At 74.0% G+C, this 14,616-nt stretch carries 17 protein-coding genes; 7 read left to right on the top strand and 10 right to left on the bottom strand.

The genetic code is table 11. The annotated features are described in order from the left end of the window. Nucleotides 1-44 precede the first annotated feature (44 nt). From ABD944_RS24865 to ABD944_RS24850, 4 genes are read right to left on the bottom strand one after another with little or no spacing between them, the layout of a single operon-like run. Entirely contained in the window at nt 45-1,007 is a 963-nt protein-coding gene (locus ABD944_RS24865; RefSeq protein ID WP_345180269.1) for a CU044_5270 family protein, read from the bottom strand. Then, entirely contained in the window at nt 1,004-1,549 is a 546-nt protein-coding gene (locus ABD944_RS24860; protein ID WP_345180267.1) for an RNA polymerase sigma factor, read from the bottom strand. Before ABD944_RS24860 ends, ABD944_RS24865 begins: the two co-directional genes overlap by 4 nt. A 58-nt stretch (nt 1,550-1,607) precedes the next feature. Continuing rightward, nucleotides 1,608-2,609, bottom strand: a complete 1,002-nt coding sequence (locus tag ABD944_RS24855) for a HEAT repeat domain-containing protein (RefSeq protein ID WP_345180265.1) — start codon at nt 2,607-2,609, stop codon at nt 1,608-1,610. Nucleotides 2,610-2,615: 6 nt separating this feature from the next. Continuing rightward, a complete protein-coding gene (locus ABD944_RS24850) occupies nt 2,616-3,272 on the bottom strand; it encodes a HEAT repeat domain-containing protein (RefSeq protein ID WP_345180263.1) in 657 nt (218 codons plus the stop codon). Nucleotides 3,273-3,434: 162 nt separating this feature from the next. Here ABD944_RS24850 and ABD944_RS24845 point away from each other — a divergent pair, with 162 nt between their 5' ends. From ABD944_RS24845 to ABD944_RS24835, 3 genes are all read left to right on the top strand, one after another. After that, entirely contained in the window at nt 3,435-3,824 is a 390-nt protein-coding gene (locus ABD944_RS24845) for a YccF domain-containing protein (RefSeq protein ID WP_345180262.1), read from the top strand. Nucleotides 3,825-3,988: 164 nt separating this feature from the next. Beyond that, nucleotides 3,989-5,350, top strand: coding sequence for a carbohydrate-binding protein (locus ABD944_RS24840; protein ID WP_345180261.1), 1,362 nt, complete (start codon nt 3,989-3,991; stop codon nt 5,348-5,350). Between the two features lie 119 nt (nt 5,351-5,469). After that, nucleotides 5,470-5,895 (top strand): MerR family transcriptional regulator, encoded by a 426-nt coding sequence (locus ABD944_RS24835; protein WP_345180259.1) that lies wholly within the window; start codon nt 5,470-5,472, stop codon nt 5,893-5,895. Here the strand turns inward: ABD944_RS24835 and ABD944_RS24830 are convergent. Then, nucleotides 5,859-6,692 (bottom strand): phosphoribosylaminoimidazolesuccinocarboxamide synthase, encoded by an 834-nt coding sequence (locus tag ABD944_RS24830; protein WP_345180257.1) that lies wholly within the window; start codon nt 6,690-6,692, stop codon nt 5,859-5,861. The two genes, ABD944_RS24835 and ABD944_RS24830, sit on opposite strands and share 37 nt — an antisense overlap. 91 nt (nt 6,693-6,783) lie before the next feature. Further along, nucleotides 6,784-8,250 (bottom strand): aminotransferase class I/II-fold pyridoxal phosphate-dependent enzyme, encoded by a 1,467-nt coding sequence (locus tag ABD944_RS24825; protein WP_345180255.1) that lies wholly within the window; start codon nt 8,248-8,250, stop codon nt 6,784-6,786. A gap of 150 nt (nt 8,251-8,400) precedes the next feature. Here ABD944_RS24825 and ABD944_RS24820 point away from each other — a divergent pair, with 150 nt between their 5' ends. The 3 genes from ABD944_RS24820 (at nt 8,401) to ABD944_RS24810 (ending at nt 9,864) form a co-directional block, all read left to right on the top strand. Then, the gene (locus tag ABD944_RS24820) at nt 8,401-8,760 is read left to right on the top strand and encodes a DUF3140 domain-containing protein (RefSeq protein WP_345180254.1); all 360 of its coding nucleotides are present in this window, start codon (nt 8,401-8,403) and stop codon (nt 8,758-8,760) included. An 11-nt stretch (nt 8,761-8,771) separates the two neighbouring features. After that, nucleotides 8,772-8,963: a hypothetical protein gene (locus ABD944_RS24815; protein WP_345180253.1), complete on the top strand. Its 192-nt coding sequence runs from the start codon at nt 8,772-8,774 to the stop codon at nt 8,961-8,963. 94 nt (nt 8,964-9,057) lie between these two features. Further along, nucleotides 9,058-9,864, top strand: coding sequence for an MgtC/SapB family protein (locus ABD944_RS24810; protein ID WP_378189736.1), 807 nt, complete (start codon nt 9,058-9,060; stop codon nt 9,862-9,864). 22 nt (nt 9,865-9,886) lie between these two features. Here the strand turns inward: ABD944_RS24810 and ABD944_RS24805 are convergent, their stop codons facing one another. Continuing rightward, nucleotides 9,887-10,075 carry a hypothetical protein gene (locus ABD944_RS24805; protein ID WP_345180249.1) on the bottom strand — a complete coding sequence of 63 codons (189 nt, stop codon included), beginning with the start codon at nt 10,073-10,075 and terminating at the stop codon, nt 9,887-9,889. Between the two features lie 49 nt (nt 10,076-10,124). Further along, on the bottom strand, nt 10,125-10,676 hold the full coding sequence (locus tag ABD944_RS24800; protein WP_345180248.1) for a hemerythrin domain-containing protein: 552 nt from the start codon (nt 10,674-10,676) through the stop codon (nt 10,125-10,127). A 108-nt stretch (nt 10,677-10,784) separates the two neighbouring features. Between ABD944_RS24800 and ABD944_RS24795 the strand changes: the two genes are divergently transcribed. Beyond that, the gene (locus ABD944_RS24795; RefSeq protein WP_345180247.1) at nt 10,785-13,496 is read left to right on the top strand and encodes a helix-turn-helix transcriptional regulator; all 2,712 of its coding nucleotides are present in this window, start codon (nt 10,785-10,787) and stop codon (nt 13,494-13,496) included. Here the strand turns inward: ABD944_RS24795 and ABD944_RS24790 are convergent. Continuing rightward, nucleotides 13,493-14,368, bottom strand: coding sequence for an arylamine N-acetyltransferase family protein (locus ABD944_RS24790; protein ID WP_345180245.1), 876 nt, complete (start codon nt 14,366-14,368; stop codon nt 13,493-13,495). The genes ABD944_RS24795 and ABD944_RS24790 overlap by 4 nt on opposite strands. A 28-nt stretch (nt 14,369-14,396) precedes the next feature. Continuing rightward, the coding region (locus tag ABD944_RS24785) for a hypothetical protein (protein ID WP_345180243.1) at nt 14,397-14,616 on the bottom strand (220 nt) is incomplete at its 5' end.

Raw genomic sequence — 14,616 nt, 5'->3', positions numbered from 1 at the left:
GGCCGCCCGTTGGTCGGGCGGCCCTCGTTTCTACGAGCGGGAGGTCAGGGGCGTTGGCCGGGCTCGTCCACGACGCCTGCGGTCAGGCGGACGGACTGGCTTTCGACGGCGCCCTTCAGGAAGCGTCCCCCGTCCGGCATGGTGTGGTCCCGGGCGACGGTGGTGCGGTGGCCCCGGTAGGCGTAGGTGGACGGGTCCAGGAGGATCTCGTCCTTCGCCCAGCCCTCGATGAGGAACGAGACCGAGACCGCCGTGTGCCCCGCCCCGTCCTTGGCCGCCCGGTCCACGGTGACGCCGGGGATCTTCGCCATCGCGCGGTAGGCGGCGGCGGTCTGCGCCGGCGGCAGCACGCCGTTGTTCAGCAGCAGTGACCCGAGCAGCTGGAACGCGCCCCCGTTCGGGTCGGCCGGTGTCTTCTGCTTGCGGGCCCAGGCCAGCATCCCGTCCGGGTCGGTGGGCAGCTTGGCGACGGTGGCGTAGTCGATCGGCGGCGTCCCCCCGCCCGTGGCGGAGGTGACGAGCTTGCCGTGGTCGTACAGCGCCATGCGCTTGCCGTCCGCCCGGACCCAATTCCGATCGACCTGCGTCTTCAGCGGCGAACCGGGCTTGACGATCTGGCCGCGGCCAGGGACGCCGCTGCGCCGGTAACGGGTCTCGGTGTAGACCCACTGGCCGGGACGCGGCGCGGTGAACGGCTGCTTCAGCGCGAACGTCGCGGCGACGTTCAGCACCTGCTGCGCCTCCGTCGCCGCCACGGGCGCCGGGCGGTGCGTGCCGCCGCCGCTCGTGGCGACGGCGGTGCCGGCGATGAGCGCTCCGGCGACGCCTCCCGCGGCGACGAGGCGGAACGTCGTCCGGCGGGACGGGCCGGTGCGGCGGGCCGTGGACGCGGTGATCCGCTCGAAGGCGGCGCGTCCGGCCGGGTCGTGGGCGGCGCCCTCGAAGGCGCCGGGCGGGCAGGGGTCGGCCGGGGCCATGATGCGGCGGACTTCGTGGAGGTCGTTCATACCTGGGGGCTCCTTTGCAGCGGGGCGGCGGGCGCGGGACGGTCGGCGGCGTCGATCTCGGCGAGGGCGGCGGTCAGGCGGCGCCGGGCGCGGTGCAGGCGCACGGAGAACGCCTTGACCGAGCAGCCCGCCGCGGTCGCCGCCGCCTTCGCGTCGAGGCCCTCCCAGCCGACGAGCTGGAGGACCTCCCGGTCGCGGTCGGACAGCCGGCCGAGCGCGGCGGCCATGCGGCCGCCCTCGGCCAGGCCGGACGCCACGTCGGCGGCGGGGGCGCGCGGGGCGTCGCCGCGCAGCCGGTCCCACAGCCGGGTGCGGCGCCGGCGGCCCCGCATCTCGTTGGCGAGGACGTTGCGGGCGACGTTCAGCAGCCACGGGAACGTGCGGTCCGGCGGGATGTCGCCGCGCCGCCGCCAGGCGACCAGGAACGTCTCCGCGGCGATGTCCCGGGCGGTCTCGTGGTCGATCCGCCGCGCCGCGTACCTGAGCACATCGTCGTAGTGCGCGTCCCACAACCGGGTGAATCCCCCGTCTGGATCGGGCACGCCGGCTCCCTTCTCTCGGGTCGGTGTCGCCCAGAGATGTCCGGCAGGGCCGCTTCGCTTACACCTGTGCGTCGCGGAGGCTCAGGATGTAGGTCGCGGTGAGGGCGACGGCGCGGTCTTCGTCCTGGGACAGGTCCGCGAGGGCGCGGGATGCCGTGGGGCCCGGGATGCCGGCCAGCGCCTGGGTCAGCCGTCGGCGGGCGGACGAGTCGGCGGTGCCCTGGGCGAGGTGGTCGACGAGGCCGGCGGCGATCTGTTCCGCCAGCGCGGGACGGCTCGCCAGGGCGCTCAGCGCGTCGGCCGCGTCGACGTCGTTCGCCTCCTCGACGATCATGTCGATCAGCGTCGGGACGGCGTCCTCCCCTCCCCGTGTCCCGAGCGCGAGGGCCGCGTGCCTGCGGACCACGACGTCCGCGCTCGCGAGGGCGTCCCGCAGGAGTGCGGCCGCCCCGTCGCCCTGTATCTCGGCGATCGCCAGGACGGCCCGTCTCCGCACCTCGGCGGCCGGTGAGGCGAGGCCCTCCGCCAGCGGCGCCAACGCGCTGCCGCCCGATCGCGCCAGAGCCCATCGGAGGGCTCCGGCGACGTTCGTGTCCGTCTCGCTCAGGGCCGCCTCGACCAGTGCCTCCACCGGCACCTCTTCGACCGAGGACAGGGCCGCGCGCTGGCGCTTCCCGGCGCTTTCCGACCCCAGCGCCTGGAGGAGCGCGACGATCTGGAGGACGTCCTCCCAGCCGGCGGGTTCCGCGGCGTCGATCCGGCGGAGCCGCGTGAGCAGCTCGGTCTCGCGGGCGATGCGTTCCCGCGTCCGGTGGACGAGGCCGGCGACGAGCTCCGCGGGCGCGAAGCCGGGGTCGTCGAGCGCGCGCCCGACCTCACGCAGCGACAGCCCCAGCGACCGCAGGCTCTCGATGTGGAAGATCCGCCGGATGTCGTCAGCGGAGTACTCGCGGTAGCCCGCGCCGGTACGGCCCGTCGGCCGCAGCAGGCCGAGCGACTCGTAGTGCCTGAGCATGCGGGCGCTGACCCCGGACCGCCGCGCCACGTCACCGATCAACACCGCCCGTCACTCCTCCTGCCCGTTCGCGCCGAGGACCATGATGCGCTTCGCCTCCTCGATCGCGAACTCGAACCCCGCGTCGGGGTCGCGGAGCAGCCGTTCCGTGGCGATCGCGTGCACGCGCACCCCCGGGTCGGGGTTCGCCTGAGCGGCGCGCAGCACCGGCAGGATCACCTCGCCGAGGGCGATCAGCGCGCGGCTGAGGCTCTGCCGCATCGCGCGGTCACCGCGCCCGAGCTGGGACGCCAGCACCGTCGCCAGCTCGGGCCGCTCGTCCTCGGGCGCGAGCACGACCGCCGCTCGCCAGGCGCTCCGCGCCACCTCGTCGTCGGCGCCGGTCAGGAGCTCCCGCGTGATCGCCGGCCACGCCCGCGGGTCCCCGACCTTGGACAGGGTGTGCAGGGCCTGGCTGCGGGCCTGCGCGTGCTCCGAGCCGAGTTCCTCGACGAGCCTCGGAATTGTCGTCGACGACGGGTGGCGGGTCAGCGCCCAGGTGAGCATGTCGCGCACGAAGAACTCCGGTTCGACCGCGCACCGTTCGAGGAGCTTGTCGACGAACGCCGGGTCTGGGGCCGTGCCGACCGCCATCGCCGCGCGCAGCCGCACCGACGCGTCGCCGTTCTCCAGCGCCCGGAAAGCCCGGTCCGTATCCGGCATGGTCATCGTGACCACCTCCCTGGTCGCAGTGAAGAGCCTGTCACCGTGTCAAGGTCAAGCGCGTCCACGACCGGGCGGGGTGCCCTACGGTCTTCTTCACACGGCCCGCCGGTTTGAGCCGGGGGACGGTGTGAAATAACAGCATTTGATTACTCTCGGGGGGAACTCGTGCGCACGCTGTTGAACGTCCTCTGGCTGGTCCTGGCGGGCTTCTGGATGGCGATGGGCTACGTGGTCGCCGGGTTGATCTGCTGCATCCTCATCATCACCATCCCGTTCGGCATCGCCTCGTTCCGCATCGCGGGCTTCGCCCTGTGGCCGTTCGGCCGGACGACCGTCCCCCGGCGGGACGCGGGCGCGGGCTCGCTCATCGGGAACATCATCTGGATCGTCTTCGCGGGGTGGTGGCTGGCCCTCGGGCATCTCGTCACCGGCGTCCTGCTCTGCATCACGATCATCGGGATCCCGTTCGGCATCGCCAACTTCAAGCTGATCCCGATCTCGCTCACCCCGCTGGGCCAGGAGATCGTCCCGTCGGACCGCACCGCGACCTTCTGAACGACCCCCCTTCCGAGGGCTTCACGGGCCCGGGCGGGACGGTTACCCTCTAACTGGCGTCCACGCCGGTCGTACGTGCCTTGCTCTGGGAGAGTCCCCACGGGACTTGTTCGGCTCTTGCACCGGCTCCTCTGTGTCCCGCTCAGCTGAGGAGTCGTCCCCCCGTGAAGCCCAAGCACGCGCACTTCGAGCGCAGATCCTCCAGACGCGCGGCCGGAGCCGCGCTGGCCTCCGCCGCCGCGGCGGCCGTCCTGTCCTTCGGCACGCTGGTCGCGGTCTCCGCGCCCTCGTCGGCCCAGCCCGCGTCCGCGATCGCCTGCACGTATCCTGCCTGGGCGGAGGGCACCTCCTACAAGGTCGGCGACAAGGTCGTCCACACCGGCCGCGGCTACGAGGCGATCGTCGCCCACACCGCCTACCCGGGCGCGAACTGGAACCCCGCCTCCACCCCCACGCTGTGGCGCGAGCTGGGCACCTGCGACACGACGGGACCGCCGACGACGCCGCCCACCACGCCGCCCACCACGCCGCCCACGGACCCGCCGACCACCCCGCCGCCCGGCGGGAACGAGACCTGCGCGGTGAGGTCCAAGCCCGCCGGCAAGATCCTCCAGGGCTACTGGGAGAACTGGGACGGCGCGTCCAACGGCGTCCACCCGCCGTTCGGCTGGACGCCGATCGACAACCCGGTGATCAGGCAGCACGGCTACAACGTGATCAACGCGGCGTTCCCCGTCATCCGCTCGGACGGCACCGTCCTGTGGGAGGACGGCATGGACTCGACGGTCAAGGTCTCCACCCCCGCCCAGATGTGCGCGGCGAAGGCCGCGGGCGCGACGATCCTGATGTCGATCGGCGGCGCCGCCGCGGGCATCGACCTCAGCTCCAGCGCCGTCGCCGACCGGTTCGTCCAGACGGTCGTGCCGATCCTGAAGAAGTACAACTTCGACGGGATCGACATCGACATCGAGACGGGCCTGTCGGGCAGCGGGAACATCAACCAGCTGTCGGCGTCGCAGTCCAACCTGATCCGCATCATCGACGGCGTGCTCGGCCAGATGCCGTCCAACTTCGGGCTCACGATGGCACCGGAGACCGCCTACGTGACCGGCGGAAGCGTCACCTACGGCTCGATCTGGGGCGCCTACCTGCCGATCGTCAAGAAGTACGCGGACAACGGCCGGCTGTGGTGGCTGAACATGCAGTACTACAACGGCAGCATGTACGGCTGCTCGGGAGACTCCTACTCCGCCGGGACGGTCGAAGGCTTCGTGAAGCAGACCGAGTGCCTGAACAACGGCCTCACCGTCCAGGGCACCACCATCAAGGTCCCGTACGACAAGCAGGCCCCGGGCCTTCCGGCGCAGCCGGGCGCGGGCGGCGGCTACATGTCGCCCGGCCTCGTCGGCCAGTCGTGGAACCACTTCAACGGCCAGCTGAAAGGCCTGATGACCTGGTCGATCAACTGGGACGGGTCGAAGAGCTGGACGTTCGGCGACAACGTCCGCGGCCTCCAGGGACGCTGACGGCGTGACCGCGGGGCGGGCCCGGCGGCGTCCGCCGGGCCCGTCCCACCGGGCCCGCCGGCCTTGACATTGACGGCGGTGTCAAGGAGTACCGTCGCCCGTGAAGGCGAGGAGGGCCGATGCGGATCGGGGAACTGGCCGCCCGCGCGGGCGTGAGCACCCGCATGCTGCGCTACTACGAGCAGCAGGGGCTGCTGCCGGCGCGGCGCGCGGCCAACGGCTACCGCGAGTACGAGGAGTCCGACCTGCGGCTCGTCGCGCAGATCCGCGCGCTGCTGGAGACGGGCTTCACGCTGGACGACACGCGCCCGTTCGTCGACTGCCTGCGCGCGGGCCACGCCGACGGCGCGGCCTGCCCGGAGTCGGTCGCCGTCTACCGGCGCGGGCTCGCCGCGATCGACGCGGAGATCCGCGCGCTCCTCCGGCGCCGCGCCGAGGTGGCGGAGCGGCTCGCCCGAGCCTGCCCCGGCTGCGCGCCGGGCCCGGCCGACGCGCGCCCGGCGCCGGGTCAGGAGGTCCAGGCGGTGCCGGTCAGGCGCTCGTAGACCTCGACGTAGCGGGCGCGGGTGGCCTCCACGACCTCGTCGGGGATGGCGGGGCCGGGCGGGGTGCGGTCCCAGTCGAGCGTGCTGCTCCAGTCGCGCACGAACTGCTTGTCGAGGGAGTGCTGCGGACGGCCGGGCACCCACTGGTCGGCGGGCCAGAAGCGGGACGAGTCGGGCGTGAGCACCTCGTCGCCGAGGACGAGGGAGCCGTCGGCGGCGCGGCCGAACTCCAGCTTGGTGTCGGCGATGATGATGCCGCGCTCGGCGGCGAGGGCCGCGCCGCGCCGGTAGATCTCCAGGGTGACGTCCTTGAGGCGGGCGGCGGTGTCGTCGCCGATCTCGCGGACCACGTCGTCGTAGGTGATGAACTCGTCGTGGCCCTCGGCGGCCTTGGTGGTCGGCGTGAAGATCGGCTCAGGCAGCCGGTCCGCCTCGACCAGGCCGTCGGGCAGGGAGACGCCCGACACCGTGCCCGACTTCTGGTACTCCTTCAGGCCGAGCCCGGCGAGGTGCCCGCGCGCGATCCACTCGACGGGGAGCATGTCGAGGCGGCGGCAGCGGATGGCGCGCCCGGCCCACTCCTCGGGGACGTCGGTGGCCGAGACGACGTGGTTCGGGATGATGTCGGCGAGCCGCTCGAACCACCAGAGGGACAGCTGCGTGAGGATCTTCCCCTTGTCCGGGACCGGGGTCGGAAGGACGACGTCGTAGACGCTCACCCGGTCCGACGCGACGAGGATCAGCTCGTCGCCGTCCGCGTAGACGTCCCTGACCTTGCCCGAGTGGACCAACTCCATGACGCTCCCCATCTAGCCGCCGTGCCGGTAGGAGTCTTCCACAGCGCCGCCCCGCCACCTGCGGCGGCTCCGCCTCGCCGGGCCCGTTCCGTCAGTCCTCGACGAACACCCGCACGCTGTCGAGGGTGCTGTCGGCAGCGTCCGGGACGACCATCCCGGCGGCGACGCCGGAACGCAGGTACTCCATGACCGGGGCGTTGATCCGCTCGCCGGGCAGCACGGCCGGGATGCCGGGCGGGTACGGGGTCAGCATCTCCGCGCTGACGCGGCCGACGGCGTCGGCGGCGGGCACCTGCTCGGCCGGGCCGAAGAACGCGTCCCGGGGCAGCACGACGAGTTCGAGCCGCAGGTCCCCGGGGGACGGCACCTCGACCGCCGGCGCCCCGCGCAGGTCGTCGAGGTGGTCGTGGAGGTCGCGCAGCGCGCCGAGCAGCATCCCCGCCGTCTCCTTGTCGTCGGCGAAGGTGAACTGCGCGCTGATCCGCCGGTGGTCGGACAGGTGCATGTTGACGCGGTGGTGCTCCCGCAGCCAGTCGGCGGCCCGGTAGCCGGTGACGCCGAGGCCGGCGATGTCGATGACGAGGGGCAGCGGGTCGAAGTCGTGGGCGAGCCCGGGGCCGGTGAACTCCTCCCGGCCCTGGACCTCGAAGCCGTCGAGGGCCGCGATCTGCGAGCGCGCGTCGGCCGCCAGGCCCAGCGCGTCCTGCAGCAGGGCGCGCCCGTGCTCCACCATCTGCCGCCGCCACGCGTCCAGGCCCGCGTAGATCAGGACGGACGGGCTGGTCGTCCCGAGCAGGTCCTCCCGGGCCCTGAGGACGGCCGGGTCGACCAGGTCGCCCTGCTGGTGGAAGACCGACCCCTGCTCCAGCCCGGCGCCCATCTTGTGGACGCTCGTCACGCACACGTCGGCGCCGGCGTCCATGGCCCAGGTCGGCAGGTCCTCGTGGAACGGCAGGTGCGCGCCCCACGCCTCGTCCACGATGAGGGGCTTGCCGTGCTCGTGGCAGACGGCGGCGATCGCGGACAGGTCGGCGCACGTCCCGTAGGGCGTCGGGCTGGTGACGAGGGCGCCGCGCGCGTCGGGGTGCTCCCGGAACCGCGCCGCGAACGCCGAGGGCGAGGGCGGGTGGGCCAGGTGCCGGTCCGCGTCCCACTGCGGCTCGACCCAGATCGGGCGGACTCCGGAGAGGATGAGTCCTGAGACGACCGACTTGTGGGCGTCCCGCCCGACCAGGAGCTTCTCGCCCGGGCCCGCGACCGACAGCATGGCGCTCTTCACCGACAGGGAGCTGCCGCAGGTCGAGAAGAACGCCTGCTCGGCGTGGACGGCGTCGGCCATCAGCTCCTGGGCGCGCTCCAGCACCTTGTGGTTCGACTCCCGGTCGTCGAGGCCGGAGATGGCGAGGACGTCGGAGCGGAAGACCGCGTCGCCCAGCACCTCGCGGGCGCGCGGGTCGGCGCCGCGGCCCTGCTTGTGGCCGGGCGGGGTGTAGGGGAGCTGCTGCTCGCGGTGGTAGGCGGCGAGGGCGTCCAGGACGGGGGCTTCCGAGTGGTCCATGCGGGTCGTGTTCCCGGGCGTCTCCGGCTGTAACGCGGAGCGTTCCCGGTGCCCCGGGGGATAGTTCCGGCCGTAGTAATACAAGTTTGGACGAATGGGGCAGCGGTCTCCGGGTACGGCGGGCGTGAACGCGTACAGGGAGTTTTGCTTATGAACAACCGCGTATCGCCCGAGGTGGAGCTGGCGTGGGAGGACTTCCACCGGCTCGTGAACATGACCTCCGACGAACTGCGCACCTGGTTGCTCACGGACGCGTCCGGCGAGGAGGCGTTCCCGGCCGATGGCCCCGGCCCCGGGGTGTCGGAGCTGGGCGCCCGCGTGGTGGACGTGCTGCGCAAGCGGAAGGTCGACCTGACCGAAAGCGACGGGGAGGTGATGCAGGAGGTCGTCGACTACGTGGAGGACCGCCTGGAGCACCGACCGCCGAACGCGGAACGGGACGAGCAGTGGCGCCACGCGCTGATGAGCGTGGGGCACGACCCGCTGCGTCCCGAACCGTCCAGCGCTTAGGAGTCGAGCACATGCCGAACCCGCAGCAGCCCGAGATCCGGCGGTCCGGGAGGACCGCGGTGACGGACGAACCGGCGCCCGAGGCCACCGACCCGAAGTCGACGAGGGCCAAGGGCCACGCGCACGGCACCGACAAGGGGGACAGGGGCGGCGGCAAGGGCGGCGGAACGCCGCCGGACCAGAAGCCGCCGCACCCCGCCTAGCAGCAGGCCGGAGGCCGCCCCGGAGAGAGTCCGGGGCGGCCTCCCGTCTGCTGCCGCCCGGCCGGCGCGCGCGCCGGCCGGGGCGGTCCGGCCGATGGACAACGGAAGAGGGAGGGGTGGTACGAGGGTGTTCGAATTGTCCCCCGGGCAGGGTTGGGTGGAGATCGGCGAGCTGCTGCTCGCCATGGTGCTGTCGGCCGCGATCGGGCTGGAACGAGGGCTGCGCAACAAGAGCGCGGGACTGCGCACGCACACCCTCGTCGGCGTCGGCGCGGCCCTGTTCATGCTGGTCAGCAAGTACGGCTTCGAGAACGTCCCCGGGAACGTCTCGCTGGACCCCTCCCGGGTGGCGGCGCAGATCGTGTCCGGCATCGGGTTCATCGGCGGCGGGCTGATCTTCGTCCGCCGGGACGCGGTGCGCGGGCTCACGACCGCCGCCGTCGTGTGGGTGACGGCGGCCGTCGGCATGGCGGCCGGCGGCGGGCTGCCGGTCCTCGCGGTGGCGGTCACCGCGATCCACTTCCTCGTCGTGTACGGGCTCAGCGGGTTGACGAAGAGGCTCCCGCTGGAGCGCTACCGCCGGGCCGGGGTCGCGCGGCTGCGGATCGTCTACGGGGACGGGCGGGGCGCGCTGCGGCAGGTCCTGATGGAGGCCACGCGGCGCGACTTCGTGATCCTGGAGGTCCACGTCGACCGCGACCACCTGCCGGACGACTCCGACCGCGGCCGCGACGAGCGCCGGGACCGGCGCGAACCCGACCGGCGGCGCCCCGGCAACGCCGTGGTGACGCTCACGCTGGAGGGGACGGGCTCGGTCCCGGAACTCGCCGCGGTCCTGAGCGAACTGCAGGACGTCGTCGGCGTCACGGTCGGGGCCGACCGCGACGACGACAGCGAGTGAGGGACACGGCGCCCCGGGCGGATCAGGGGACCTCGGTCTGCGGGCTGTAGCCGTCGTCCTCCCCGCCCGGGGCGTCGGCCTCGGCGTTCGGCGGGTCGGTGGGGCCGGGCGTGTGCTCGCCCCCCACGTCGGCGTCGTCCTCCTGCGGCGCCCCCGCCTCGGCGCGCCGGTCGGCGAGCGGCTTGTCCTCGTCGTTCTTCCGGTGGGTCATCGCACCTCCTCAAGGGAGGGACGGCCCGGCGGGGCCGCCCCCGGGACGGTCAGCCGCGCGCCTTGCCGATGGCGTCGCGGACGCGGTCGACGACGGCCGCCACCGGCCCGACCGCGAGGTTCTTGGTCGGCGACTCCGTCCCCTGGTGGGGATGGGTCGGCGCGATCGCCTCCGCGGCCCTGACGGCCTTGGCCATGCCGCGCATCTGCTCGGGCGTGGCCTCGCGGGCGATGCGCGGGAACTCCTCTTTCTCCTCGTGCGAAGCGTGCGCCGCCAGGTCCCGGTGGAACCTGGCGAACGTCTCCTCGAAGTCGGCGGACTCCGGGTCCATCTTCTCCAGGTCCGACAGAACGCCCTTGGCCTTGTTCTCCTCCTCCAGCCGCGCGTCCACCACGCGGGAGCCGTCCCCGCGCCGGGCGAACGGGTGGACGACCTCCTCCTCGGCGGTCTCGTGCACGGCGAGAAGCCTGCGCAGCCGGTCGAACGCGTCCTTGCGCACCTTGCCGTGGTTCTTCTCCACGGTCGTGGCGAGGTGGCGGATCTCCTCGTGCTGCGCGAGCAGCAGATCGACGACGTTCTCCTTGGTGGCCTGGTCGGCCATGACAACCTCCTGTCGGTGTTCGGCGCCGGGGGCGTACGACTCGTGGCGATACCCGAGGTGAGGGCTTCAACCATCCGGGCGCCGCGGCGGGCTGAGTAGGGTGAGCGCATGCTGTACGGGCGGGACCGGGAACTGGCCGCGATCGACGGGCTCCTCGACCGGGCCCGCGCCGGGCGCAGCGGCGCCCTCGTCCTGCGCGGCGAGGCCGGGATCGGCAAGTCCGCCCTCCTCGACCACGCCGCCGGCGCCGCCGACGGCATGCGCGTCCTGCGCGGGACGGGCGTCGAGACCGAGAGCACCATGCCGTACGCGGGCCTGCACCTGCTGCTCGGCCGCCACCTCGACCGGATCGGCGGCCTCCCGGACGCGCAGGCCGAGGCCCTGCGCGCGGCCCTCAACATGGGCGGCCCGGAGGCCGAGAGCGACCGGTTCCTCGTGGGTCTCGCGGTGCTGACCCTGCTGTCCGACCTGGCGGAGGAGCGGCCGCTGCTCTGCCTGGTCGACGACGCGCACTGGATGGACGGCTCGTCCGCCGAGGCGCTGCTGTTCGCCGCCCGCCGCCTCGACGCCGAGCCCATCGCGGTCGTCTTCGCGGCCCGCGACGCCGTCGCGCCGGAGTGCGCCGCGCCGGAGTTCGTCGCGCAGGGGCTGCCCGAGCTGCGCCTGCGCGGCCTCGACGAGGACGCGGCGGCCGGGCTGCTGGCCGAGCGCGCCCCCGACCTGCCCGGCCACGTCCGGCGGGAGATCCTCGCGGGCGCGATGGGCAACCCCCTCGCGCTGCTCGAACTGCCGGGCCGGGGCGGCCACGGGTCGGCCTACGAGCGGATCCTGCGGTCGTTCGCCGAGCGGATCGCCGCGCTGCCCGAGCCGGCGCGCGGGCTCGTCCTGCTCGTGGGGGTGGACGATCTCGGCGACGCCGGGGTGGTGGTGAAGGCGGCGGGCCGGTTCGGCGCCCCCGCCTCCATCGGCGACCTGGAGCCCGCCGAGCGCGCGGGCCTGCTGCGCACCACGCCCGACGGGCGGTTGGAGGTGCGGCACCCGTTGATCCGCACCGCCGCCGTGCGGGAGGCGACGCTCGGACAGCGCCTCGCCGCCCACCGGGCGCTGGCGGAGGCCTACCTGGAGCGCGGCGACGTGTGCCACCACGCCTGGCATCTGGCCCGCTCGGTGACGGAACCGGACGAGCACGTCGCGGCCGTCCTGGAGAGGACCGCCGAGACCGAGCGGAACGCGGGCGGCAACGCGGCCGTCGCCGCCATGTACGAGGCCGCCGCCGGTCTCACCCCGGACCCGGCCGAGCGCGGCCGGCCGCTGGCGGGGGCGACGCGGGCGGCGGCCGACGCGGGGCTGCCCGAGCGCGCCGTCGAGCTGGCGGCGCGGGCGGAGCCCGACCTGCCGGACCCGCTGGCGCGGGCGGAGCTGACGCTGATCCGGGCGTCCCTCGCCGACGAGCAGGACCGGGCGGCGGACGCCCACCGCCTGTTCGCCGAGACGGCGGCGACGGTCGCGCGGGTCGATCCCCGCACGTCCGGCTACCTGTACTTCCAGGCCGCGGTGGCGGCCGCCAACGCGGGCGACTTCGCCGCGATGGACGGCATCGCCGCCGAGGGCGCGCGCCTCGGCGTCCCGAACGCGCCGCACCTGCGGGCCCTGAGCCGGGTGTTCGCCGGGCAGAACCCGCTCGCGGACGCGGATCCGGCCGACGGCGTGGCGGCGCTGCGCGAGCTGATGGACGCGATGAGCGCCTGCTACGCGCCGCGCGAGCGGATCCGCGCGGGCATGTGGCATCTCATGGTCGGTGACGTGCGGGGCGCGGCCGAGGTCGCGGCGGAGCTGGAGCGGCGCTTCCGCGACCGGGGCGCGATCGGGCTGCTAGCGCCCGTGCTGATGCTCCGGACCCGGACCGACCTGCTGCTCGGCAGGTACCGCGACGCGCTGACCGGCGCGACGGAGGGCGTGCGGATCGCCGCCGATACGGGCCAGCACCGCATCCGCGTCTACCTCGACACCGGCCTGGGGCAGCTCGCCGCGATCCAGGGGGACGAGGAACGCTGCCTGGAGCTGACAGAAGAGGCGCTGTCACGCGGACTCCCGCCGAGCAACGTGCACGCCGCCGCCGCGCGCAGCCTGCTCGACCTCGGGCTCGGCCGGTACGACGCGGCTCTGGAACGTCTTGCCGACGTCGTCGCCGGGCCCTCCCGGCAGGGCGCCATCGCCGCCCTGCCCGACCTTGTCGAGGCGGCCGTCCGCGCCGGTGCCCCTGAGCGCGCGCGGGACGCCGCCGACTGGTACGGCGATTGGGCCGCGCAGACCCAGCAGCCCTGGGTGCAGGCCATCGCGGCACGCTGCGCGGCCCTCCTGACCCCGGACGACCCAGATCCGCTGTACTCCAAGGCCCTCGCCCTGCACCGCGAGGGCGGCACCCCCTTCGAGCAGGCGCGCACCGAGCTGCTGTACGGAGAGTGGCTCCGCAGGTCACGCCGCCGGAACGACGCCCGGGCGCGGCTGCACGCGGCGCTGGAGGCGTTCGCGCGGCTCGGCGCGACGCCGTGGGCCGACCGCGCCCGGGCCGAACTGCGCGCCGCCGGGGAGAGCCTCACGGGCGGTCGGGACGACCAGGCCTCCCCGGACGACCACGCCGCCCGGCTCACCCCGCAGGAACTCCAGGTCGCCCGGCTCGCGGCGACGGGCCTCAGCAACCGGGAGATCGGCGCGCAGCTGTTCCTGAGCCCCCGGACCGTCGGCTACCACCTCTACAAGGCCTATCCCAAGCTCGGCGTCACCACGAGAGCGGCCCTGGCCCGCCTCGACCTGGGCTAGCTCCTGGCGCGGACGAAGTCGACGAGGCGATCCGCGTCCTCCTTCTCCAGGACGATCCCGAAGTCCTCGGCCAGCGTCGCCGGCAGCTCCTCGGGGGCGAGCGCGCGGGCCTCGACGCTCCCGCCCGGACGGGTGGTGGTCAGCTTCGTGCCGTCCAGCACGCGGAGGGAGTCGGACGAGAACCTCTGCACGAAGGGGCGGGTCGTGAACGGGGAGCGCGGGCTCGTCGAGACGTAGTGGCTGCCCACCTCGAAGTCGATGCGGAACACCTCGTTCAGCACGAACGTGTGGCGCCGGACCCAGCCGTCCGGGCCGCGCTGGTGCAGCTCCCATTCCGCCGTCTCCGGCGTCCAGGCGGTGACGGTGCGGCCTCGGCGGAGCCGGAAGCCCCAGCCGTCCTGGACGGCCTCCTCGCCGTCCACGAGCCGCAGCGGCTCCAGCGGACCGGCGCCGAACCCCACGTCGCACAGCCACGCCGGCTCGTCCCGCGACGCGTCCGGCGGGCGGACGTGCAGGAGCGCGTGCGTGGCCGGAAGGACCTTCGCCGCCCCCATCGTGACCCGCCCCGCCACCGCCGCGACCTCGTACCCGAGCCTCTCCAGCACCGCCGCGAACAGCCGGTTGTGCTCGAAGCAGTAGCCGCCGCGCGGACTCTCGACGAGCTTCGCCTGGACGGCGTCCAGCGACAGGTCGACCGGCCGCCCGAGCATGATCTCCAGGTTCTCGAACGGGATGGACGTGACGTGCGCGCGGTGCAGGGCCCGCAGCGTCGCGGCCGTGGGGGCCAGGCCGCCGTCGTGGCCGACCCGCTTCAGGTAGCCGGGCAGGTCGAGCAGCTCGCCCTGCCATCCGTAGCCGAGATCCTCGCTCATGTCTCCCTTTCCCCCGGGCCCGAACCGATCAGCCCGCCGGTGCCGATCGTCCCGGTGACGCCGGACCACCGGTCTTGGCGACAACACCGGAGGCGTCCCGGATCCTCCCGGCGATCCGGTCGACGTCGCGCCGCTCGCCGGGCGGCAGCGCGGCTCCCGCCGCCGCGCGGAGCCCGCCCGCCTCGGCGAGCAGCCCGGCCGCGGCGGCGCCGTCGCCCGCCAGGGACCGGGCACCGGCCAGCCCCTCC

Origin of the sequence: Actinomadura verrucosospora, assembly GCF_039540335.1 — a bacterium.
Taxonomy (GTDB): domain Bacteria; phylum Actinomycetota; class Actinomycetes; order Streptosporangiales; family Streptosporangiaceae; genus Spirillospora; species Spirillospora verrucosospora.
Note: the sequence above shows the minus strand (reverse complement) of the source record. Positions and strands in the feature narration are given on the sequence as shown.